This is a genomic window from Paraburkholderia sp. WS6 (assembly GCF_030464835.1).
In the GTDB taxonomy this organism is placed as follows: Bacteria; Pseudomonadota; Gammaproteobacteria; order Burkholderiales; family Burkholderiaceae; genus Paraburkholderia; species Paraburkholderia madseniana.
Genome location: NZ_JALQCK010000039.1, coordinates 38,627 through 60,428, shown reverse-complemented (window position 1 = coordinate 60,428; position 21,802 = coordinate 38,627). Strand labels below are relative to the sequence as shown.

At 61.5% G+C, this 21,802-nt stretch carries 25 protein-coding genes, 1 tRNA gene and 2 pseudogenes; 7 read left to right on the top strand and 21 right to left on the bottom strand.

Going from position 1 to position 21,802, the window contains the following annotated elements:
* Positions 1-209: 209 nt before the first annotated feature.
* From M0D64_RS34110 to M0D64_RS34085, 6 genes and pseudogenes are all read right to left on the bottom strand, one after another.
* Positions 210-2,549: a DEAD/DEAH box helicase family protein gene (locus M0D64_RS34110; RefSeq protein WP_266261043.1), complete on the bottom strand. Its 2,340-nt coding sequence runs from the start codon at positions 2,547-2,549 to the stop codon at positions 210-212.
* Positions 2,539-2,739, bottom strand: a complete 201-nt coding sequence (locus M0D64_RS34105; RefSeq protein ID WP_266261042.1) for a hypothetical protein — start codon at positions 2,737-2,739, stop codon at positions 2,539-2,541. Before M0D64_RS34105 ends, M0D64_RS34110 begins: the two co-directional genes overlap by 11 nt.
* A 7-nt stretch (positions 2,740-2,746) precedes the next feature.
* Positions 2,747-3,085: a hypothetical protein gene (locus tag M0D64_RS34100; protein ID WP_266261041.1), complete on the bottom strand. Its 339-nt coding sequence runs from the start codon at positions 3,083-3,085 to the stop codon at positions 2,747-2,749.
* A 213-nt stretch (positions 3,086-3,298) separates the two neighbouring features.
* Positions 3,299-3,493, bottom strand: a complete 195-nt coding sequence (locus M0D64_RS34095) for a hypothetical protein (protein WP_266261079.1) — start codon at positions 3,491-3,493, stop codon at positions 3,299-3,301.
* 7 nt (positions 3,494-3,500) lie between these two features.
* On the bottom strand, positions 3,501-4,544 hold the full coding sequence (locus tag M0D64_RS34090) for a YhcG family protein (RefSeq protein ID WP_266261040.1): 1,044 nt from the start codon (positions 4,542-4,544) through the stop codon (positions 3,501-3,503).
* A gap of 1,079 nt (positions 4,545-5,623) precedes the next feature.
* A pseudogene (locus M0D64_RS34085) lies at positions 5,624-6,139 on the bottom strand (transposase); the annotation flags it as partial.
* Between the two features lie 64 nt (positions 6,140-6,203).
* Between M0D64_RS34085 and M0D64_RS34080 the strand changes: the two are divergent.
* Together M0D64_RS34080 and M0D64_RS34075 are read left to right on the top strand one after the other, a co-directional pair.
* Positions 6,204-6,923, top strand: a complete 720-nt coding sequence (locus M0D64_RS34080; protein ID WP_266261039.1) for an IS6 family transposase — start codon at positions 6,204-6,206, stop codon at positions 6,921-6,923.
* Positions 6,924-6,930: 7 nt separating this feature from the next.
* Positions 6,931-7,626 (top strand): fumarylacetoacetate hydrolase family protein, encoded by a 696-nt coding sequence (locus M0D64_RS34075; RefSeq protein ID WP_266261038.1) that lies wholly within the window; start codon positions 6,931-6,933, stop codon positions 7,624-7,626.
* Positions 7,627-7,981: 355 nt separating this feature from the next.
* Here the strand turns inward: M0D64_RS34075 and M0D64_RS34070 are convergent, their stop codons facing one another.
* From M0D64_RS34070 to M0D64_RS34045, 6 genes are all read right to left on the bottom strand, one after another.
* Complete coding sequence (locus M0D64_RS34070; protein ID WP_266261037.1) at positions 7,982-8,353, bottom strand: hypothetical protein; 372 nt, start codon at positions 8,351-8,353, stop codon at positions 7,982-7,984.
* On the bottom strand, positions 8,353-8,736 hold the full coding sequence (locus M0D64_RS34065; protein WP_266261036.1) for a hypothetical protein: 384 nt from the start codon (positions 8,734-8,736) through the stop codon (positions 8,353-8,355). Before M0D64_RS34065 ends, M0D64_RS34070 begins: the two co-directional genes overlap by 1 nt.
* A gap of 61 nt (positions 8,737-8,797) precedes the next feature.
* Positions 8,798-9,232 carry a hypothetical protein gene (locus M0D64_RS34060; protein ID WP_266261035.1) on the bottom strand — a complete coding sequence of 145 codons (435 nt, stop codon included), beginning with the start codon at positions 9,230-9,232 and terminating at the stop codon, positions 8,798-8,800.
* A gap of 16 nt (positions 9,233-9,248) precedes the next feature.
* On the bottom strand, positions 9,249-10,121 hold the full coding sequence (locus tag M0D64_RS34055; protein ID WP_266261034.1) for a hypothetical protein: 873 nt from the start codon (positions 10,119-10,121) through the stop codon (positions 9,249-9,251).
* Positions 10,122-10,132: 11 nt separating this feature from the next.
* The gene (locus tag M0D64_RS34050; protein ID WP_266261033.1) at positions 10,133-10,336 is read right to left on the bottom strand and encodes a hypothetical protein; all 204 of its coding nucleotides are present in this window, start codon (positions 10,334-10,336) and stop codon (positions 10,133-10,135) included.
* Positions 10,337-10,340: 4 nt separating this feature from the next.
* Entirely contained in the window at positions 10,341-11,375 is a 1,035-nt protein-coding gene (locus M0D64_RS34045) for a DNA-binding protein (RefSeq protein WP_266261032.1), read from the bottom strand.
* Between the two features lie 157 nt (positions 11,376-11,532).
* Here M0D64_RS34045 and M0D64_RS34040 point away from each other — a divergent pair, with 157 nt between their 5' ends.
* Positions 11,533-12,759, top strand: a complete 1,227-nt coding sequence (locus M0D64_RS34040) for a tyrosine-type recombinase/integrase (protein ID WP_266261031.1) — start codon at positions 11,533-11,535, stop codon at positions 12,757-12,759.
* A gap of 399 nt (positions 12,760-13,158) precedes the next feature.
* On the opposite strand, the gene M0D64_RS34035 is transcribed toward M0D64_RS34040, so the two are convergent.
* From M0D64_RS34035 to M0D64_RS34015, 5 genes are all read right to left on the bottom strand, one after another.
* Positions 13,159-13,231, bottom strand: a tRNA-Lys gene (locus M0D64_RS34035).
* Between the two features lie 49 nt (positions 13,232-13,280).
* On the bottom strand, positions 13,281-13,844 hold the full coding sequence (locus tag M0D64_RS34030) for an Hsp20/alpha crystallin family protein (RefSeq protein WP_266261030.1): 564 nt from the start codon (positions 13,842-13,844) through the stop codon (positions 13,281-13,283).
* Positions 13,845-14,017: 173 nt separating this feature from the next.
* On the bottom strand, positions 14,018-14,227 hold the full coding sequence (locus M0D64_RS34025) for a hypothetical protein (protein WP_266261029.1): 210 nt from the start codon (positions 14,225-14,227) through the stop codon (positions 14,018-14,020).
* A 37-nt stretch (positions 14,228-14,264) separates the two neighbouring features.
* On the bottom strand, positions 14,265-14,672 hold the full coding sequence (locus M0D64_RS34020) for an Hsp20/alpha crystallin family protein (protein ID WP_266261028.1): 408 nt from the start codon (positions 14,670-14,672) through the stop codon (positions 14,265-14,267).
* Positions 14,673-14,696: 24 nt separating this feature from the next.
* Complete coding sequence (locus tag M0D64_RS34015) at positions 14,697-15,164, bottom strand: Hsp20/alpha crystallin family protein (protein WP_266261027.1); 468 nt, start codon at positions 15,162-15,164, stop codon at positions 14,697-14,699.
* 244 nt (positions 15,165-15,408) lie between these two features.
* On the opposite strand from M0D64_RS34015, the gene M0D64_RS34010 reads away from it, so the two are divergent.
* Together M0D64_RS34010 and M0D64_RS34005 are read left to right on the top strand one after the other, a co-directional pair.
* Complete coding sequence (locus M0D64_RS34010) at positions 15,409-15,792, top strand: hypothetical protein (RefSeq protein ID WP_266261026.1); 384 nt, start codon at positions 15,409-15,411, stop codon at positions 15,790-15,792.
* Between the two features lie 209 nt (positions 15,793-16,001).
* Complete coding sequence (locus tag M0D64_RS34005; protein ID WP_266261025.1) at positions 16,002-16,376, top strand: hypothetical protein; 375 nt, start codon at positions 16,002-16,004, stop codon at positions 16,374-16,376.
* 59 nt (positions 16,377-16,435) lie between these two features.
* On the opposite strand, the gene M0D64_RS34000 is transcribed toward M0D64_RS34005, so the two are convergent.
* Positions 16,436-17,500 (bottom strand): glycosyltransferase family 4 protein, encoded by a 1,065-nt coding sequence (locus M0D64_RS34000; protein ID WP_266261024.1) that lies wholly within the window; start codon positions 17,498-17,500, stop codon positions 16,436-16,438.
* Between the two features lie 156 nt (positions 17,501-17,656).
* Positions 17,657-17,845, bottom strand: coding sequence for a CsbD family protein (locus tag M0D64_RS33995; protein WP_097389074.1), 189 nt, complete (start codon positions 17,843-17,845; stop codon positions 17,657-17,659).
* 378 nt (positions 17,846-18,223) lie between these two features.
* Between M0D64_RS33995 and M0D64_RS33990 the strand changes: the two genes are divergently transcribed.
* Positions 18,224-18,703: a PRC-barrel domain-containing protein gene (locus M0D64_RS33990; RefSeq protein ID WP_266261023.1), complete on the top strand. Its 480-nt coding sequence runs from the start codon at positions 18,224-18,226 to the stop codon at positions 18,701-18,703.
* On the opposite strand, the gene M0D64_RS33985 is transcribed toward M0D64_RS33990, so the two are convergent.
* Complete coding sequence (locus tag M0D64_RS33985) at positions 18,602-19,192, bottom strand: YSC84-related protein (RefSeq protein ID WP_266261078.1); 591 nt, start codon at positions 19,190-19,192, stop codon at positions 18,602-18,604. The two genes, M0D64_RS33990 and M0D64_RS33985, sit on opposite strands and share 102 nt — an antisense overlap.
* Before the next feature lie 146 nt (positions 19,193-19,338).
* Positions 19,339-20,046 carry a glycosyltransferase family 2 protein gene (locus tag M0D64_RS33980; RefSeq protein ID WP_266261022.1) on the bottom strand — a complete coding sequence of 236 codons (708 nt, stop codon included), beginning with the start codon at positions 20,044-20,046 and terminating at the stop codon, positions 19,339-19,341.
* 1,339 nt (positions 20,047-21,385) lie between these two features.
* Here M0D64_RS33980 and M0D64_RS33975 point away from each other — a divergent pair.
* Positions 21,386-21,682, top strand: a pseudogene (locus M0D64_RS33975) (AI-2E family transporter); the annotation flags it as partial.
* Between the last annotated feature and the right edge of the window lie 120 nt (positions 21,683-21,802).

Genomic DNA, 21,802 nt, shown 5'->3' with positions numbered 1-21,802 from the left:
GGCCCTTGCGCGCAAGTCGGCTGCCGTATTGACTGGTAACGCGGTGAAATCACGCTTGGGCATATCGCTGGACGACTGCGGGAATGGCAGATAGAGTCGCACGACCCATCGGCCGCAATCCTTGTGGCCCGCGTACGGACGCAGGATCTCGCCGTCTGATCCGCGCCGGTCAAAGCGCAACACGTCATCTCTGCGATGGTGGATATGGTTTAAGCACCGTCGGTGATTCTGTAGCCCATGGCGCGATAGCCGCGTTGCCGCTTCTCCCACATTCTCTGCAATGCCGGATGTCCGACATCGACAATATCTGTGATCCGGACATCCGTCTTTGTCGCGTGCTCCCGATGAAGGCGGCCTGCGTACTGCTGAAGTGTGCCTTTCCAGGAGATTGGCATAGCGAGTATCAGCGTGTCGAGCGCCGGGTGATCAAACCCCTCGCCGACCAGCTTCCCGGTCGCCAGCAACACTCGCGGACTATCTGTCTGCAGCGCGTTCAGCGCGTCAATCGCCAGAGCGCGCTGCTTCTTTGACATGCGGCCGTGCAGCGTAAAAAACTTTTCAACCTTCCCCGCCAGTGCTTGCGCAATGGCCTCCAGATGGTCGGTGCGTTCAGTCAACACGAGAATTTTTCGACCATTCGAGAAAGCCACTTCAACTTCATTCGCAATCGCCTCTGTCCGGTCGGCATCGCCCGCGATATGACGGAAGACATCCTGAATCCCTGCGTCGTCGGGTAGCTCTATCCGCGCCGATCGAATCTGTGACACAACTTCCAGATCGTGAGGTGCCGTGTCGGGTCTGGCCGCGGTAAATCGAATCGGCCCGCACTGCATGAAGATGATCGCGTGCTGGCCATCTCGCCGTATCGGTGTCGCCGTCAGACCGAGCACGTATCTGGCCTTGACCCGTTTCAGCAGTGCCTCGAATGACACGGCTGAAAGATGATGGCACTCGTCGACGATGACGTGCCCATAGTTCTCGACCAGCCCGCCCGTCTCGCCCTGACGTGACAGGGATTGCATGACGGCAATATCGATCTTCCCGGTTGGCCTCGCCTTCCCGCCGCCAATAGTGCCAATCATTCCTTTTCCGACGCCCAGGAATGCCTGTAGCCTTTCCTGCCATTGCTTCAGCAACTCGGTACGATGGACCAGCACCAACGTATTGACACCGCGGCGGGCGATCAATGCCGCCGCCGTTACAGTTTTGCCGAACGCGGTAGGCGCACAGAGCACGCCGGTGTCGTAGCGCAGCATCGCCGACACGGCGGCTTCCTGATCAAGGCGAAGCGTGCCGGCGAACGACACATCGAGCGGCTCGCCCGGAATGCGTTCATCATGAACCTCGCAGTCGATTTCGTTTTCGCGCAGCAGATCCTTCGCAGCATCCAGACAGCCTCGTGGCAATCCGATGTGCCTTGGATAGTTCTCCGCGCAACCGATTACACGTGGCTTGTCCCAAACAGGAAAACGCATCGCCTGTGCCTTGAAGAACTCCGGGTTCGGAAAAGCGGCCAATCGAATCAGCCGGTTTAGCAGTGACTGCGGGATCTGCTCCTTTTCAAGGTACACAAGATTCGCCAGGGTAACCGACAGCGACTTCGGCATCGGACCCGGCAGCTTGTTCCGGACCAGGGACGGCGTCCGCCACGGCTCTGCCTGATCGTCGTCAGTGGTGAACGCCACGTCGAGCGGGTGTGCCCCTCCGGTGCAACGAAGGATGGCCGATTCGATCTGCTCGGGGGGAAGAGGCTGGAGTGCCGCGAGGAATGCCCACTGATCCGCGTACGGCTGCAACGTGTCATCTACAAAGACGCTATTGCCCTGCTCACGGGGCTTCTTTTGCAGGGGCAACGCAATCAGATTCCCGAATCCGCCTTTGGGCATCGAGTCCTGATTGGGAAAAAGCCGATCATAGGAAGTCAGCTTCAGCTGACGCGTCCGCGCACAGGTGTGACTGATAATTGCCGTGCCCAGGCGGCGCGCGTCCCGGGCCGGGACCCTCGATTGAAAGAAAATCCATGCGTGCGCACCGTTTCCCGAGCGCGAGACTTCCAGTGCCGCCGGGACATCCAGCTCCCGGCAAGACCGAACGAAAGCGCGCGCATCGTCTCGCCAGTCTGCGTCATCGAAATCCACGGCGAGAAAGTGGCAGGTGTCATCGGCCATCAGCGGGTAGACACCGACAGTGTGACGGCCGGCAAGATGGTCGTATATCACATCGTCGGATAGCGGAATAAGCAGCCGGTTGCCGCAGTCCGAACACTTGATGCGCGGTTTCTCGCAGACCCCGGCGCGCCATTCGTTCGCACACGCTGGCGAATAACCTGACTTGCCGGCCTTACTTTCCCACCGTATCGGATATACATCGGTTCGCCCCTGGAAGATGCGCCTGAAAAGCGCGATCTTCTCATCCGTGGTCAATGGAGAGGGCTCAACCGTGTGCGCAGCGACATCCGGGGGTGTCGCGTCAATTCCATGCGACGCGAGCAGTGCTACGAGCCGGGCGTTTTCCGCGCGCAACTGCTCCACCTCGCGATCAGCGGTCATCGGAGACGTACTCCGCAAAAAACATGTTCATGTCGTCGCTGACCTCGTAACCGAAGTTGCAGCTGACGCGGCGTACTGAGTCGAGCCGCGCGACAAGAGCATCGCGTTCACCGTGTGGCAGGGCGACCGCCGACTTCAGCGCCTGTTCATACATGCGCACCAGCGCCGCGAGGAAGGCTTCGTCGTCCATCCCGATGTCATCGCAAAAAACCGGCGGCCCGCTCGCAATAAAAGACCTGGAGCTCCGCCAGTCCCTCTGGCCGTCCGATCGCCTTCCTGTAGTCCGAGATCGCTTGCTTCGCCTTCGAGACCGACGGGGTTTGATTCTTGAAAACATCCGGCCACAGGCACCTGCCTATTATGCTCTTGTAAGGCTTCAGGACATCGTCGCCTATCCCGAAGCGGGCGTGCAGGAACGCCTGGTTATCCTTGCTCGCAGCGCACAGGTCCTGGACAAGGCGCAGCAAGCCGGCACGATCGAACGCTGAAAGCTGGCCCTTGATATCGGCCCATGCGGGATTGGTTGTCTTTTTCACGGTTACGGAGACTGCGAATAGAGCTATTCTCTTACTGGCGTGATGGCGGTAGAACCAATGTCAGGCGAGGCTATGCGCAGACTGACTGCCTGACTCGAATGTCAATCTCCGATCGTTAAACGACTACTCAGAGGCAGGCTACCACGTGTAAAAGGAAACGCCCCGAGGAGTGCGCGTACAACGAAGTTTCATGCCGCGGCAGGCCCGAGGAGTCTACGAAAGAATTCGTAAATTGCGGATGCGACCGATCGACGGCGACCGTTCAAGGATCAGGCTTGTGACGAACTCGGGCAGCAATGCCCGGGGCACAGTGGCGGGCACCCCGCCGATCATCTGCGAAGGAACGTGTACGATGAAATCGTCCGGTGCGGCTGCCAGACTGTGTTCGTAGGTGACTCGATAGTCCATTTTATTGCTATTCGGGTAGTTCAGATCCTTCATCCGGTCCGAGTTCCGCCTCGATCTGCTCAATCGACGGCAGGTCAGGCATGAGCGGCGCAGGAATGTCGCGCAGCAACTGGTATTCAGCGACGCCCATCGGATTGGCAATGCCGCGCAGCGCGTACTCGGCGACAAGTCGATTGTTCTCCTTGCAGAGCAGCAGTCCTATCGTCGGCTGGTCGTCTGGCGCCTTCACCTGCGCGTCGACCGCCGACAGATAGAAGTTGAGCTGACCAGCATATTCAGGCTTGAACGGCGTCGCCTTCAGCTCGACCACGACGTAACACCGCAGCTTCAGATGGTAAAACAGCAGGTCAATGAAGAACTCATCGCCTGCCACCTCGAGCCTGTATTGCCGTGCGACGAACGCGAAGCCGGCGCCAAGTTCGAGCAGGAAGCGCGTGATGTGCCGGGTAAGCGCGTTCTCGATGTCCCTTTCCTGGGCGTTTTCGGTCAGGCCAAGAAAATCGAAGATGTACGGATCCTTGAGCGCGTCGCGGGCGAGATCGGACTGGGGCGGAGGCAAGCGATTGGGGAAATTGGTCACCGCGTTGCCCTGGCGTTCCTGCAGGCGATTCTCGATCTGCATCACCAGCACATTGCGAGACCAGCCGTGTTCGATCGATTTGGCGGCATACCACTCGCGTGCTTCGGGCGCCTTCAGCTTGTCCAGCAACGTGACCACATGGGACCACGGCAATTGTGCAACAGGCTGTTGCACAAATTCATCGCCGGGCCAAGCCTCGGCCAGCGTACGCATGTACTTCAGGTTCCGCGGAGAAAACCCGCGCATGTCCGGAAACGCCAGGCGCAGATCGCGCGCCAGCTGGTCGACGACCTTCGCGCCCCACCCCTGCCGCCGCTGCCGCTCAAGAATCTCGCGGCCTATCTGCCAGTACAGCGATACCAGCTCCCGGTTGACCGATAACGCGGCACGCTGCCGCGCCTCCTCGACGCGGGACTTGAGGCCGGTGAGCCAGGCGATATAGTCAGCGGTGGTGAAAGACACTTCGGTCATACAGTCCTGCGAAACATGGGTGCGGCAACTGCCGACGGATTACACCGATTATCAACGGTCACCGTCGAGGCGGCAATTGCTTCTGAAGCGCACGAGATCCCGACGGCACACGGTCATCAAGGATGTGTACCCTCCTCCTCAGTCCTGCCAGCAACGGGTGCGACAGCCTTCGCATCGACAATCCGGATTTCTGCGCCCGCTGCTGGATGCAACCGCATTGCCGCGTGTCTGCTGATTGAAACCTCTCAATATCCTAGAAAGACAAATTCTACCTACGACGCCGAATCGAAGTTTGTGCCGACCGGCTCTGCAAGCGCGAACCTCGGCCTTTTATTGGAAGCCCAGTTGCCGCTGCATAGCAGCGGTCGGATGGGAAAACGTAGACATTGACCGTTAGTTGCGTTTTATGGTCAATCGAACGCCAAAAAATCGAACTCCCGCACCTTGCACCTGATCATCTGAAACCGTTGCGAAGGCATTGATAACTTGCCGTGCGGTAATCGGGGCATCCCCAGACGTCCGCCGCCACGAGATATCTCATTGACCACATTGAATCTGCCGCCCTTTGGAACAAGTTGGTCGGCACTCATCTGATCGCCGCACGTGTCTATCGTCATCGAATTCTTCGCGTGGCTCGCTCGGGGACGCTCACAAAAAAGCTACGCATCTGATAACGGAGTTCGACTACCGGCTGAAAATCCTGCTTCCCAGGTTCAGGCCCGGCACTGCCATTCATGCGGTGGCAGCCTGACTGGCGGAAGTTGGCTAGATCACAGCGTGATACGTTTTGAAGGTGCACTGATTGTTGCGGCGACGCCAACATGAACAGAACCCGGCAAATTGGCCCGGTACCCGTTGCCCGAAGCGAAAAGCCCGCTTCCGGCTCGACTACGCGAAGTAGCTGATCCCCGAGGCGATCATTAGCAAGTTCACGGCGCGAGCGAAATGATTGTCTGACAGCCGCTTGTAGAGGGTCATGCCAACAGCGGTTCCGAGAAGCACAGCGGGTGTGCAGAGCAAGGGCACGGTCAAGTTGACGAGCGTAGGCTACGTGTCTGTCTCGAGAGTAGTTATCCTTATCAGATAACTCGGTTGGCTGCGGTTGAGACAGTCCAGTCATGCCATCTGGCGAGGCGTTCTTTTAGTATGGCGCGATGACATGCCGCGCTCATCTGATGTCTGGGCAACGCGAAGTGCTGCCGGATCGGGCCGAAGCATGAGAGAAACGCTTGCGTGCGCCGCGCGTCGCGAAAGTCGCACATCTGGCGTTCGCGCCTGCGGGTTGGCTGGTGGCTATTCTCGGCGCGGTTGTTCACGCGAGCAGCCGCTTTGACAAAGACGTACTTCACCTGAGCGAGTTCAGGAATATCAGCCTTCGCCGCCGGATAGCTGCGCAGTTGATCGGTAACGATCTTGTGCGGCACCGGGTTTGATCGCAGCACCCGCCGGAAGAAGCGCTTGGCCGCGGCCTTGTCGCGCCGCTTTTGTACCAGCACGTCGAGCTCGGCGCCATGCTCGTCGACCGCACGCCACAACAGATACGGCTCGCCGCGCAGTGTCACGAACATCTCGTCAAGGTGCAAGGTGCTGCCCGGGGCTCTGGTGCAAATCGGAGGAGCCGGTAGGTTACGCTCGGGTTTTGACGATCGCGAGCACGCAATGAGTAAGCAGATAGACATTGACCGGCTGTTCGACGGCCGTCACTTTGACCGCGAAGTCATCGTCCTGTGTGTGCGTTGGTACCTGCGTTACAAGCTCAGCCTTCGAGACCTTGTCGAAATGATGGCCGAGCGCGGCCTGTCGATTGCGCACACGACGATCATGCGCTGGGTCAAGCGGTTCACGCCGGAGTTCGTCAAGCGCTGGGATCGCTTTGCTACGGCAGCCGGTCGGTCGTGGAGAGTCGACGAGACGTATGTGAAGGTCCGTGGCAAATGGGTCTATCTCTACCGTGCAGTTGACCGGGCAGGAAAGACTGTCGATTTCAGGCTTAGCGCCAAGCGCGATGTCGCCGCGGCCAAGGCCTTCTTCGCGAAGGCGATCAAGAGTCAAGGGCGCGCTCCGAAGACCATCACGCTGGACGGCTACGCGGCGTCTCACCGCGCGGTGCGAGAAATGAAGACTGACGGGTTGCTGCCCGAGGACACGACGTTGCGATCGTCGAAGTACTTGAACAACTTGATCGAGCAGGATCATCGCAATATCAAGTCCAGGGTCAACGCGATGCTCGGCTTCAAACGCTTCAGGAATGCAGCCGTTACGATCTCCGGCATCGAATTGATGCATCGCATTCGCAAAGGTCAGTTAAACCTCACAAAGCTGCCTCTCAAAGATACCGCTGCGCCTGCTGTTTGGAAGGCGGTCCTCTCAGCACGATGAAGTAACGGTGAATACGCCGCGTTTCGCTCGCGCCCGTAATTTGCACCAGAGCCCCCATTTCTATTGTGTCGGCGTCAACTATGCGGACCATTTGAAGGAGGTCCAGGATGCCGGCATCGTACGCCCGAAACCGAAGCATCCATCGCTGTTTCCCCGCTTTCCGGAATCGCTGGTCGGGCATGATCAACCTTTGCAGATACCGAAGGTATCGGACGAATTCGACTACGAAGCAGAACTGGCCGTGGTCATCGGAAAAGGTGGGCGCTATATCGACGAAGCCGACGCATTGCGCCATGTCGCCGGATATACCTGCTTCAACGACGGCAGCGTGCGCGACTGGCAATATCATTCGAGCCAGGTCACCTCAGGCAAGAATTTCTGGCAAACCGGTGGCCTCGGTCCGTGGCTTGTCACGGCAGACGAGATCCCCGATCCGAGTTGCCTTGACATCAAGCTTTTGCTCAATGGTAAGACCCTTCAGGACAGCAATACTCGCCACCTGATCTTTGGTGTCGCGCAAATCATCGCTTATGCGTCAGCGCTCATACCGTTAAAACCGGGCGATGTCATTGCCACTGGCACACCATCTGGTGTGGGCTTCTCCCGCACGCCGCCGATTTTTATGAAAGCTGGCGACATCTGCGAGGTCCAGATCGGGAAAATCGGTACCTTGCGGAACAAGGTGGAGAAAGCAGTCGGGTAATCCGTTCGCCGCGCAGGCTGCCGCCGAAGCAACGCCATTGTCTCGTAAGGCAACTGGCTGATCGCGCACAGCAATATTTCGCGCCGTCAAATTTCAGAACCGCTATCGGAGTAACATGGCGCAATTTCTTGGCGAAGCGGAATGAGATTGCCAACATACCGAGTCCGGCCGACGACTATAGGTTCGGGAAGAAACTCCGTGATTCTGCCGGGGACGCCACGGCTAGCCTACGACGCAGAGCTGGCGTGCAATGAAGCGAAATTAGAAGCGTTTCGGAAGTAAAAGTGGAAGCAGCCTTGGCACAATTGGTCTACATCGCCCACCCAGACGGTTGTCGTGCCCATTCCCTTCGAACCTATTCACTGCCATGTTCGTGCAGGTCAGGCAGCTTTCCGTTTGATCCGCTATCGGTACGTTGAGGCCCTGCTGGCAGAACCGCTTTGTTGGCTTTTCTCTCCCGCCGCTCGCTGCGTCGCTGTTCCGCACGCTTCACGACTTCTTCCAGCGATTGCACGTTTTCGGGGGTCGAACGACCAAAGCGCTTGCTATAACAGTGCGCGATAAATTCGGCGAGAGGACGCTTCCACGGCTCCTGCTGGTCGTTAGCCAGTGATCCGAATTTTCGGGGATTCAATCCCAGTTCGCGCGCCATCTGGATATGAGCATGACTCAACCTGAAACGCTGCCTCGCTTCAAACCAGGGCTGAAGTTTCGGTGGTGTCCGCATCAGGGTTCACCTCTGCGCCAGCTCGCTGCAGTCAGGCGCTCCACCGCCGCGTAGTAACGCGCCTGCGAAGCAGCAGCATCGTCGTTCTGATCCGCCTTCAAAATGCCAAACAGATTCTCTGCGACAACTGAGCCGATCGCGTGGATAGCATCGTGTCGCGTGAGTCCCTGTTTCCTGAGGCGATCCATCGCCCGGACCACGGGCTCAAGGTCCAGGGCAATCTGGTTTTCGACGATCACATGCAGCGCGGCATGTGCCGTGACATTGGGAAGCTTGATCCGGGCAACGCGATGCCAGGTTTCAATGAGAAAAATCCGCTCCTGTTCGTCGAGTTCAAGCCATGATTCAGGCTCGGGCCCGCGCTCCGGGTTGTACGCTTCCATGATGTCAATCCTGTACTGACTTCTGTTCATCGTAAAAATGCCGCCTGCCGTCGCGTTGCGCTTAACCGTGCCAATTGAGCCCATGCGGAGGCATCGCGGGCGTTACACGCAGTTCGCTCCAACGCTCACCGAGACGGTCGATGCACGGCGTCTGATTATTCTGCAGCGCATCGAACAGACGCTCTAGCCAGCGTTCCCGCATGACGGCTGGCGCATCGACTCCGGCGATGACTGGTACCGGTGCGTCGACTGCACGGTTCACGGCTGTGCCGGGTGTACCGAACGAACTGTCGACCCGCTTGAGCGCGGGTGAAAGCTTCTCGAGCAAGGACACGGCGCCATCGGCCGCGACAACAAGCTCCTTTCGGGCGATCTGCCGGATTTCCGCGACGACTTCCTTGAGACGCTGGATCGGCAGCGCAGATTTCCGGCCAGACGCGCCGCGCTGGAACCGTGCCGGGAAAGTCCACCTGTGAGCGGTTGGCCGGGTCATCATCTTCAGGCATGCCGTGTCAGCGCGTCTTCATATAAGCGGCGTACAGGCCGGCATGCAGATCGCGCAGCGCCTTGCGGCGCTCAACCAGCTCATGCTGGTTGCCCTGCCGCTCGAGGCTCAGGATCTGCAGCAACAGCCGCGTCGCCCGCTCCGGCGCCGTCTGGCGCGACGGCTGCGCGTCACGCAGCAGCGGCGCCAGTCCTGGCTTTTCGATCAGCACCCACGCGGGAAACCACGCGAGGTCGGCTGTCTGGCCTGCACCCTCGAAATTCGCGTCGAACTTCCTGCGCAACGTGTCGATTGACGCGTCGGCGAGCCGGTGCAACAGACCCGCCAGCCGGCCAGGTGACAGCCACGCCAGTTCAGTGAGTAATGGCAACGCGGATTCCAGGCCATCCGCGCGATGCCGCACCTCGGCCATCCACGTCAGCGGCGCCGGGATCCGGCGCCACGACTCGATCCGCTCGACGGCCCGTCTTGCCTCACCCCAGTCGCCCGCGCGCAGCCATAGCGGCGCCGCGTGAAGGTCACTGACCTCAGCGCGAAACGGCAGGGCCGCGGCCTGCTGCGCGAGCGTCCGCCAGCATGACGCCATCCACGCCCGTCCGGGTGCGTCGCCCAGTAACCGCCGCGCCGCTGGTTCAACCTCATCATTGAGGCGACCACAGGCGGCCGCCAGCGCCGGATGATCGACGAGCGGCGCGGGGACATCGTTTCCGAGCACATCGATCAATGTCGCCAACCCGCCCAGGGTGTCGTCATCGGGGAATTCGCCTGCGAGTCTCTGCCAGGCCTGCCGGGCAGAGACCGCATCGCGCCGGTGGAGGGCGTCGAGCACATCGTTGCGAAGCATGACGTCGCGGCTGTCGGCGAAGATGTCGAGCTGCATGGTGGTCAGCGTCAGAGGAGTTGATCGTTCAGACCGGCCAGATTAGCCCATTTCACCACGCTGCGGAACGACCGGCCATTGACGTCGACCGATTCGATCACCGCGCGTTGACCGCTCGCTTCAGCGATCACGCGCACGATGCGATCGCGATACCGCATCAGCGCGCCGATCGGTGGGCAGACGGCCTTCTTCCCTTTCCGGGCGGTCGGGTTCATGCGCTTATCCGGGCTTCTTCGCCGATGCCGCCTTGCGGGTCGCACGGGGCTGCTTGCGGGCGGGTACCGTGACAGACACACCCTTGCGACCTGAGCTGCGCGGAGCGACCGCCCCCGTCATCTGCTGTCGCAGCATCCCGAGCTCTTGCGCGTAGCCGGCGCTGGCGTCGCGCACAGCCACCAGGCTGCCCTCAAGGACGCCGGCCTGGTGCCGTGCATTCGCGAGCTGTGCCTGCACGGCCTGCAGTTCGCTGCGATGCCGCGTCTCGCCCTGCTCGCCCTTTCGCGTGGTGGCCACCAGTTCTTTCTGGAGGCGCGCGCTGGCAACCCGTTCACGCTCGATCTCGAGCAGCGCACGTTTCTCGGCTGCCCGTAGTCGATCTTCTGCCAGATCGGCACTGGCGCGCAGCTTTTCAAGTTCACCCGAAAACCTTTCCCTTGCCTCCACCAGTTCGCGCTCGCGCGCGGCCAGTGCCGCCTGGACCCGCGCCAGTTCTGCCCCCAGCGCCTGTCGCTGTGCGTGGCCTTCGGCGTGTGCCCTGTCGAGATCCCGTATCTCGACCTGCGCGGCCAGCAGCGCCGCGGTGCGCTGCTCGAGCGCGGTCTCGGTGCGACCCAGCTCGTCCCGCGCGGCGACGACCGCCTGCTGCGCCTCGACACGCTGCGCCTCGACCTCGTCGCGCAGCGCGTCAAGCGCGGCCTCCGCTGACGCGGTGGCGCGGGTCCAGAGGATGGCCACCAGTTCGCCGGCGGCGGCACCGAGATCGGCAGGCAGGTCGGGATGCTCGATGCGCAGCCGGCTTTTTTCCCGCAGCTCGGCCCAGAACTCGCCAAGCACGGCAGCGGGCGTGCCCATGCTGCCACGCCGGACCAGCTGGTACAGCCGGTTTGCGGTCGGCGTCTGGCCGAAGCGGAAAAACAGCAGCGCACAGACTTCGCGGTACAACTCGCGCGTCCTCGGGAATTCCACCTTCAGACTGTCGATTTCGGCGGCGAGGCGGGCCTCGTCAGGCTGGACAGCGGGCAGGGCGTCAGGCATGGACGGGAAACTTCGTTGGGTGGCATTAATAATACAACGTAAAACGCCATATATACAACGCACATGGCGGATTACACGACATTAGGCCTATAATGTCGTGTATGTGGTCGGGAGCGCCGACCGAGAACGTGTCACACCTGTCGGAGCCGCCCGGACCGTGTCAAACACCCAAATCGCGTCCATCCAGACGGTCGAATCCCTCGTCATTCCGGAACGCCTCGATGGTCGCCACGGCACCAACCGGGGCGACACCGCCCATTCCCAGCTGTCGGCCAGCAATGACCTGGACGCGGTGCGCGCGTGGCTTGCCAACTACACCGACACGAAGACGACTTTCGACAATTACCGCAAGGAAGCCGAACGGCTGCTACTGTGGGCCGTCGTACAGCTCGGCAAGCCGCTGTCGTCGCTCACGCACGAGGATCTGCTGCTGTTCAAGGTATTTCTCGCCAATCCGCAACCTGAAAACCGCTGGGTGTCGGCCAGCGGCGGCAAATACCCGCGCGGCAACGCACGCTGGCGGCCGTTCAACGGACCGCTGTCACCGGCCAGCCAGCGACAGTCGCTGATCATCCTGAACGGCATGTTCACCTGGATGGTCGACGCCAGTTACCTGCGCGGCAACCCGATGGCGTTACTGCGCCAGCGGGGAAAACATACGGCGCCGCGTGTCACGCGCTACCTGTCGATGTCGCTGTGGGATGAGGTCAAGGCCTTCGTCGGGCAGTTGCCGCAGGACACCGCGGTGCAGCAGGCGTACGCCGCCCGCTGCCGGTGGCTCACTACCCTCTTCTACCTGCAGGGCATGCGCCTCTCCGAGGTCGCCGCCGGCAAGATGGGCGACTTCTCGCGGCGGCTCGGTGCGGACGGGCGCGAGCAGTGGTGGCTCGACATCCTCGGCAAGGGTGACCGGGAACGGATCGTCCCCGCGTCGCCCGAACTGATCGCCGAGCTGGCCCGCTACCGGAAGGCGAACGGTCTCCCGCCGCTTCCGGCTCGCACCGACGACACGCCGCTGGTCATCCCGTTCCGGGGAAAAAGCCGCTGCATGTCGCGCTCAGCCGTGCACGACGCGATCAAAAGCGTGTTCGGTCACGCGGCGGACTGGTTACGCGCCCGCGGACCTGAGTTCACCGATCGCGCCGATGAACTGGACCGGGCGTCGGCGCACTGGCTGCGTCACACCTCGGGCTCGCACCAGGCCGACGGCGGCGTCGACCTGCGCACGGTGCGCGACAATCTCGGTCACGTGTCGCTGAACACCACGAGCCTTTACTTGCACGAGGAAGAGGACAAACGCCATCGCGAAACGGTGAAACGCCACCGCATGAACTGGGAGACGCCGCCTGCCGCGGAGCCCGGTCCGGCGAAGCACGACCCATGAACCCGGCTCCGGACGGTTGGCCCCGGCAATCGCGTTGACCCACAGGCCGACGGCGGCGCCGATCGACATACCGTGCGCGACAACCTGCGCCACGCATCACTGACGAGCAGCGATCGGGAAAACCAGTTCGAACAAGAAACGGACAACAGCGACATGTTCAAGCATGCGCACCGCAACCATGGATACGACGCAGCGCAACTGGAACATTCGGACGGTTTGATTCGCCCAGCGGGCAAACCACGGTCCATCCCGGGGGCGCCTCATAACGCCGCGGAAGTAGCTCATCGCTGCATCTCTGCCCCGTCCCACGCCGGCACATCGGATCGTCGGCGCGCCTACGCAATATGGATGTGTCAATTCCTCGGGCAAGTGACTGCTCGAGTCCGCCGCATCGGGAGGTGGGCCGTACTGGATTCGAACCAGTGACCAACGGATTAAAAGTCCGCTGCTCTACCAGCTGAGCTAACGACCCGGGCTACTCCGATCCAGTCACCCCGCAAGCGCCACGTCGCCGCCCAAGGCTAGCCAATATCGATCGTGCGGCTCGCGGTTCGCTGCTGCTCCTGTTTCGGCACCGTCAACGTCAGCACGCCCTTGTCAAACTTCGCGAGAGCGTGGTCCGGATCGGCATTTTCCGGCATCGGGATCGTACGCGTGAAGGCTCCATATGCGCGCTCAAGCCGATAGCAGCCGTCCTCCTCACTGTGCACATCCTGTTTTTTTTCGCCGCGCAACACCAGCGCTCCGTCCTCGACGGTAACGGTCAGATCCTCCCGCTCCATGCCTGGCAGTTCGACGGTCACGCGCAGTATCTTCCCCTCGTCAACCACGTCGATGCGCGGCTGGAAACGCGATGAACTGAAGTCGCCAAACCATCGTTCAAGCGCGCCGCGCGCCGAGAACGGATCGTGAAAGAAATTCTCCATCGCACGCCACGGATCACGGGGGAAAAGTCGCGAAATGTCAGGCCACGGAACACGTGACGGTTCGCTGTCGGGCGGGCTTTGCGCACTGTCCGCCTCCGGCTTGCGTCCTGCACCGCGGAGAAATTTGAAAGGGTTCCACTTTTTCAGGTCGGTGTTCATCGTATGCTCCTCGATGGTCTGACAGGAGAGCCAGATGTCCATCATTGCGCTCACACTGCCACGTTTCTGCTGACGTCCCTGGACTGCCACCCGGCGGTCACCGTCGCCACGCGTTCTGCGCTCGCGAATGCACTGCTCGCAGTCAGCCTGACGGCGTGCGGCGGGGCGTCGCGCTAAGCCTTTGCGGCGACCGGCTCCCGCTGGCCCTGACGCGGCAGATACCGGTCGGCCAACAGCTGTGCATCACACCTGATGCTGATCGGCGCCAGATATCCATCGGCGACGCCTGGTCCGCCTGCGAACCGGCGCAGCGTCACAGCCCAGGTGCTGATCGTGTATTCGCGCCCCCACGAGCCGGGCGGTGGCGACCTCGTGGTCGCCATCGGCTTTTCTCCTGTCGTCGTTGCGGGTCTTGCGGGCTCAGTTCGTCTGTACCTCGATCCGTCGCGGCCGTGCTTCGTCGCGACGCGGAATCGCCAGTTTCAGCACGCCGTCCTGCAGGTTCGCATCGATCTTCGATGTGTCGAAGTCCGGGCTCAGCGAGAACGCGCGGGCGAAATGCGGTTCACGGATCTCGGCGTGCTGCAGCCGCAGACCGGCGGGCGTCGGCACGACCGCTTCGGCCTCGATATAGAGATTGCCGTCGTGCACCTTCACGTCGAGTTTGTCCTTTGTGACGCCTGGCAGGTCCGCCCACAGCGTAATGCCCTGGCTATCCTCGAACACGTCGACGGCCGGTGTGAGTGTCATCCGCCGTGCCGGCTGGTCGCCCTCGCGTCGTGCTACGGCTTTCTGGTCGCGTTCAGCAACCTGTGTTCTGTCGTTCATGGCTTGCTCCTTGAATGACTGGCGTTACTGGACGGCGATGGCCCGCGGCTTGGACGCTTCGCGCTTGCCGACGGTGATCGACAGGCAGCCGTTGGTATAGCGCGCCTGCACCTTGTCGGGGTCCGCGTTCTGCGGCAGTTCGATCACGCGCCGGAACGCGCCTGTGAAGCGCTCCTGCGCATAGGTGCGGATGTCGTCGCAGGCCTGGTCATCGCGGGTGTCACCACTGGCATCCTGCCGCGCCGGCTTGCGCTCGCCGGCAATCGTCAGCAGCCCCTTGTCGATCGACACGTCGAGCGCGGCGGCATCGACGCCCGGCGCGAACGCGACGATCTCGATCGAGCCGTCGGTCGCGCCAATGTTGATCTGAGGAAAGGCGCCGAAGCGACCGGAACGGATGCTGGAAGGAAAGCCGCCGAACAGGCTCACCATCTGGCGCTGCAGACGGTCGAACTCACTGAACAGGTCGGTTCCGGAATAGAGATCACTCATGGTCGTATCCTCCTGAACGCAGCATGGAGGCGAACGGGCCTACGCGCTCCAGCCCGCCTGCCAGCTGCTGGCAAACAGATCGAAACACGCAGCGCGCCTGATACCACCGGCGCGTCTGCCTGAGCGAATTCCAGGATAGGCGCTACAGTGAAAAATTCAAGTGGTGGTGGTGAAATTCCGGTCTTGAAAATCGCCTGCCAACTCCTATTATCGCGGTGCATTGCACCGGGAACCGGAGGACACCATGGAATTCGATTCGGACTGGCTCACGCTTGGCAGACACCGCGTCCGGCTGCGCTCGACCAGAGGCTTTCCGACGGAATTGATGCGTAGCGTGACGGAGGTCGTATGCCTCGCGATCGACAACAACATGAGCGCCCGCGCGCGGCTGGTCGAGATCGTCTTCCAGCAGGAACAGACCTACGATATCGCCGTCGGCACGACCCTGATGGAAGACAGCGTCTGTGCACCGCACCTGGAGGCGGCCATCGCGGTTGTGCTCGGCCTGCTGCCGGAGCAGGTGAACATCACCGTGACGACTGTCAGTCAGGATGAAGTCAATCTGCACTTCGGCGTGTACGAGCGCATGCTGGCCGAGAAGCTGGGCGTTGTGCCGCCAATCCAGTGACCGTAGGGTGATGGCATTGCTTCGCGGCGGCAGCCGCCCCGAGGCGGGTCATAGGGCACACCCGAGCGAGCACTCTTCGGGCTTTCGTATGCTCGGCGTGAAGGCTGGCTAATAGTTGTGCTGTGAAGGGTGCGGTGTGAACCGACTCTGAACCAGACCAGCCAGCTCCGGGATGCCCGGGACTGCACAAGCCAGATGGGAGCCGCATCATGAAAAAACGCTTGCAGACAATGCTCGCGTCGGCCGTGCTGGCCGCCGGCTCAACTGCTGCGGCGGTGGCCGCCGAGCCGCCCCTGAAAACGTTGCCGTTGCAACAGGACATCTGGATCACTGGCACGATCCAGCGGGGCAGCGGACAAGACGTGCCGGGCGACTATACGTCACTCCGGCTGGACCGTCCGTCAACCTCTCCCTGCAACGACAGGGTCGTGACCGACATCGTGCTCGGCAAGGCTGGCGTACCGGACCCTTTGCTTCTGCTGCCTTATCTGGGGCAGCGGGTCGCCGTCAGGGGGCGCGTCATCTGTCCGGATTCCGGCATCCGTTTTACGCCGACGCCGGACTTCGTGTTTCCGATCTACTGACGGCAGGCGCGGCACGGCCGGACCAGTAACGGTCCGGGGCGATGGCATTCCCCGTCCGGTCACCCGACGACGGCCTGACGTAATGCCGGCGATCCTGCTGTCTGGACGAGCGCTGTATAGATGCTCATGTAATGCTGTGCCATGGCCCTGGCGGTGAAGCGGTGCACGAAGGCCGCACGGATTTCCGTTCGGGACAGCATGTCGAGGCGTGTCACGGCATCGACCGCTCCTGTCACATCATCGACGATATAGCCTGTCACACCGTGTGAAATCACTTCCGGTACCGAGCCGCGATTGAACGCAATGACGGGCGTGCCACATGCCATTGCCTCAATCATCACCAGGCCAAACGGCTCCGACCAGTCGATCGGGAACAGCAGCGCGCGGGCGCCTGAGAGGAATCCGGATTTCTGCGCGTCATCGATCTCGCCGACGAATTCGACATGCGGCTGCGACAGCAGCGGCTGGATCACGCCCCGGAAGTACGCTTCGTCGGCCCTGTCCACCTTCGCCGCAATCTTCAGCGGCAGACCGGCGCGGGCGGCGATATCGATGGCCAGGTCGACACGTTTTTCAGCACAGATCCGGCCGAGGAAAGCCAGGTAGGCCGGTTGTGTCGACAACTGCGGGGTCAGCAGCTTCTCCGGCAGACCGTGATAGACGGTGTCGAGCCAGTTCGCGTGCGGCAACGGCACCCGCTGCGAATCTGAAATCGACACGACGGGCGCCTGCGGGAACATATCGAACACCGGCTGCAGCTCCGGCAGATCGAGACGCCCGTGCAGCGTGGTCACGAACGGCACGACGAGCTGCGAAAACGTCGGGAACGGCAAATAGCTCAGATGGAAATGCAGGACGTCAAACGTATGGGCGACGCGCCGCACCTTCTCGAGCAGCAACAGGTGCGGGGCAAACGTATCGGAGATTCCAGGATCGAGCCGCAGGGCGTGCGGCCAGGCGGCTTCGAGATGCGCGCCTGTCCGTGAGTCACCGCTTGCGAACAGGGTGACGTCGTGCCCCAGCCCGACCAGTGCCTCGGTGAGGTACGACACCACGCGTTCCGTGCCGCCGTAGAGCTTCGGCGGCACCGCTTCATGCAACGGCGCAATCTGCGCGATACGCATCTGGCAACTCCGTTCAGGTACTTCGCGCAGACCGTGCGCGTATAAGGACGCGACAGGAGAAACGGAACGGGCCAGCGAAACCGTACGTTGGCCCGCGCATCGACAGATCAGAACGCCGTCCTGAGCGCGGTCCTGACCTGTCTGAGGACCCTCTTTTCAGACGGGCTTCCGGGGCGTATCCTTGACGGCTTCCTTGACATCGCCCGCCTTCTTCCGTGCTTCGCCCGCCGCCTGCTGGACATCGCCCTTGACTTCCTGTTTCGTATTGCCCGTTGCGTGTCCAACCGCCTCATTCACCTTGCCCTTGACCTTCTCCGCCGTCCCCTTAACCTGATCCTTGTTCATGGCCGACCTCCAGTGCAAAACTGATCCATGGATGGGTTACCGCCCCTACCGGGCAGGCTCAACAATTTGCGCAAACGGCGTGCCTGGCCGCGCCGTTGCCGCTGCGCCATGTCGCCGTCTCCGTCCCCGCCGGACCGATAAAGTGAGTGCATTGGGGAGTACGAAATTAAATTGCGTGATACAACCGGCACGCTCCGCGCATGACGACTGTCGGCTCGCCACAATGAGGCGCAAACTGAGAGTGGCAGGAGCGCGTGCAGTGAGCAGCATGGCTGTCGCCGCGAACGGCACGATCGCGCCTGGCGGCCCCATTCGCGCCTTCGTTGACTGACACGTAGCGAGGTCGCTACGAAGTTCGCGATCGTTACGTGCGCGCTGATGCTCGCCAACGCTTTTGTCACTGACACCCTGCGGGCCCAGGGGACGGTGCAATCGATCAACACGACCCGGGGCGATGTCGTTCAGCTGACGTCCGGATACAGGGCCTCCAGGGTCATCGGCTCGACCGTCTACAACGAGCGCACGGACACGATCGGAACGATCGACGATCTGGTCGTGAGCCCCAAAGATCGCGTGACCTACGCCTTTCTGTCCGTCGGTGGTATTCCCGCTCCCGGCACCCACCAGGTCACGGTGCCATTTGACAGTCTGCACGTCGTCGATAAACAGATGCGTTTGCCGGGCACCCTCCGGGACTCGCTGAAAGCATTGCCCGAATTCAGATACGCGTCGCCTGGACCGCCAGGGCCCAGCGTGTCAGATCCTGAGCCGCGTGACCTTGGTGCCTTCCAGCGACACGCCGGCCATCAGGCCCGCATTGGTCAGCACGAAGGCCTGTATCGGGGCAGTCGCGGTTGACGTATCGATATTGCCGTTCGCCCCGACCTTCACCACGGCGACCGTCGCGTCGGCGCCGACGGCCCAGCCATCGCTGTTGCGGAAGCGGTCGAGCGCATCCTGCGTCATGAACAGGAAAATGATCGCCTTGGACTGCGCGCCGATCTGCAGACCGAACGAGCCGCCCGCCGTGCTGTAGTAGCCGGCCGTCTGGCCACCCACGCGCAGCGCGCCTTCGCCGTACTGCCCGCCGATCCAGAAACCGGCCTGGATGACCGACGGGAACACCAGCACACCGCGCGCTTTCGCGACGAGTTCGCGCGAACCGCTGGCAGCGGTGTACAGTCGCGCGAGCGTTGTATCGACACCGGCATTGATGGACCGGCGCTTATCGGCATTTTCCGACGTGTCCGATCCGGATTTCGGGGGCGTAGTCGTGCAGCCAGCCAGACCGAAGCCGCCCGTTGCGAGCGCCGCGCTCGCGGTCAAAATGAACTGTCTCCTGAGCATCATTGTTCTCCCGAGATCTCAACGATCAACGCGAAGTGCGAGCTTCGAGGTTCGAGCAGACACCTTCGCGTACTGCGTCAGTCCGTCATGAAATTGACCCTGCGCGCGTGGCGAACTATCCGTGCCCCGTGCACAACCTTCCTTGTTCACTCTGGCTCGAATTCATCGAGCAATGCGGCGCGGGGCCAGCCCAGTGGCGCCAATCGTCTGCTGACCCCCCGCAACGTTGCACCAAATCCCCGGCGAGCCCGGCAGTCCATCCGTGCGCTTGTCACGACACGCGTCGATGCGGTCCACGCGATAGTGGCGCCGGTGCCAATCAGCGCCTGGACGAAGGCGACATCTTCGTTAGATTCAAGCAACGGGAATCCGCCCGCTCTAAGGTATGCCGTCGCGGAGACACCGAGATTCGCACCATGAATATGATGGTGGCCGTCAGCGTCGCAGTATGTCCTGAGAAAGTCTTCCCGCACCGCGTCGCAGTGCCCTGACCAGTCATGAACGCCGATTATGCCGCATACCGCGTCCGCGCTGCAGCGCAACTGCTGGACAAGCCAGTCCGCAGGAACCACAGAGTCGGCATCCGTGAAGGCGAGCCACCGCGCACCGCTTTCTAGCGCAGCGCGCGCGCCCGTCGCACGGGCCATGCCGATATTGCGGCCCACGACCTCGATGATCTGCGCACCCAGTGACGCGGCAATCTGGCCCGTATCGTCCATGCACGTGTCCAGCACCACCGTCACCTGCACGTCCTCGCCGCCGAGCTCCGTGTGGCGCCCCGCCAGCATCGCGGCGCTAACGCACTCCCCGATGCAGCAGCCCTCGTTGTGGGCCGGAATAATAATGCCGATCATTTTGCACTCCGTTTTGTTGTTCTGTCCGTGCGCACACGGACATGACGGACCGATGAAAAAGCACTGCCGCGTTGAGCCGGCTGTACTGATGGCGGATAGAAGGTGGCAGTGCCAAGCATGTGTGCGCTCAGAACGCATCCTCACACGCGCCCTAGCTCGCCCTGTCTTCTCTTCTCTACATGGTCCCACGGACCAGCAATTTCTGGACCGAGCGCGAGATGTGGCCTGTGGTTTTCTGCGGTGGAGTGCGGGCGCATACTGTCCATCGCGATCGATCGCAACTGTCGGGAGGCGTTCCGTACGTTTTTCAGACCGGCATCGCCCGATTTTCCGGTGGACCGGCGGCACTGCGAGTTGACGGTCTTTACCACTTCGAGCACTGGCATGATCGTTGCGCAGCACCGGTAACGCCTGGTGGAGTTCGCCGCGACTACGTCGAACCTGCGAGCGCCGATTCCCATCGTCGCGCGAATCGTCAATCGTCGGCAGCGTCGCAGACATGATGGCTGCGACCACATGGCGGCATGTGTCGGATGAGCGCGTTCCGGGAGCGCCCTTCACGTTGCACTGCCTCGCATGGCAGCTGCCATGTGCCGGCCACGGACGCTTCATATTTGACGCCACCGCGCGGCGCGTCGGTGCCGCACGCGGTTTCAACAGGTACCACTTGCCTTCATGCGGATTCACAGGGCGTTAGGTTAGTGCACGAGTCATTCGCCCGCACGTGGAACCGGGTGGCAACCCACGACGTCATGAAGGGCAGTACAACTAACCTGAGACGAACGACCGATTGCTATGGAATGAAGGCGGCCGACGCCGCACTGCACTCTCCGGCGCGCCACAGGACGCCTTCTGCCTACAGAGCAGTTTCGGAACAAAAAATGACTCACCATGAAATGAACCGAGAGATTCTGCAGCTGGAAAATCTGTTCGGACATATTTTCGCCGTCGTACTGGCGCAGTCGCCTCGATTCCCTCCATGCGGTAGTGCTGCTTCCAATGCATCGCGCGCGGCTAATGAGGCTCGATGCATCGTTACGCGTCATGGAGCGATCAAGTTAGGGCGTGCCCGTGAAAATCCGATCGGGATGGTTCGCTCCCGCTCTCTGAGCGCCCTTGCCCGATTGCAACGAGGTTCGTTCGTAAGCCACGCGGTTCTCTCATGTTGGTACCGGTTGACCCGATTTGTAATCCGTGTCCCACCGCGAGACACAGAAAGGCAGTGTCCATGGCCTGCCATTTCCGGCCCAGTCGGAACCGAATACGTACCAGACCGCCAGACCCGTTCTATGCCGGATAGAACGTGTAATAGCGCGTTATACCCCTCCTGCAAGCTTAGATGACTCCGAATCCGCCACGATGGCCAGCGACAAAGGTGGCGCCTACGGATGCCCCCCATCTCCGAGCGTTGACGTCCCTTGTTACCTCCGTCGTTGTAATTTTCGCCCTGGATCTTGAACGGGTCGTTCTAGTCCCAATCACGCTTGCGGTCCTGCTCAGCTTTCTTGCGGCACCGTTGGTCGATTTGCTTCGGCGTCTGAAACAGGGACAACTACCTTCTGTTGTAGTTGCGGTCCTTTTGGCGTTGACTCTGATCGCAGGTGTAGGAACCCTGCTCGGCGCCCAGATCGCCCAACTCGCGACCGAGGCACCTCAGTACCAGGCCGCCATAGAAAAAAGATCGCGCGTGTGCAAGAGTCGACAGTTGGACGAGCCGACGCGTTTCTCGAGACCGCATCAAACGCGCTCAAGCGTC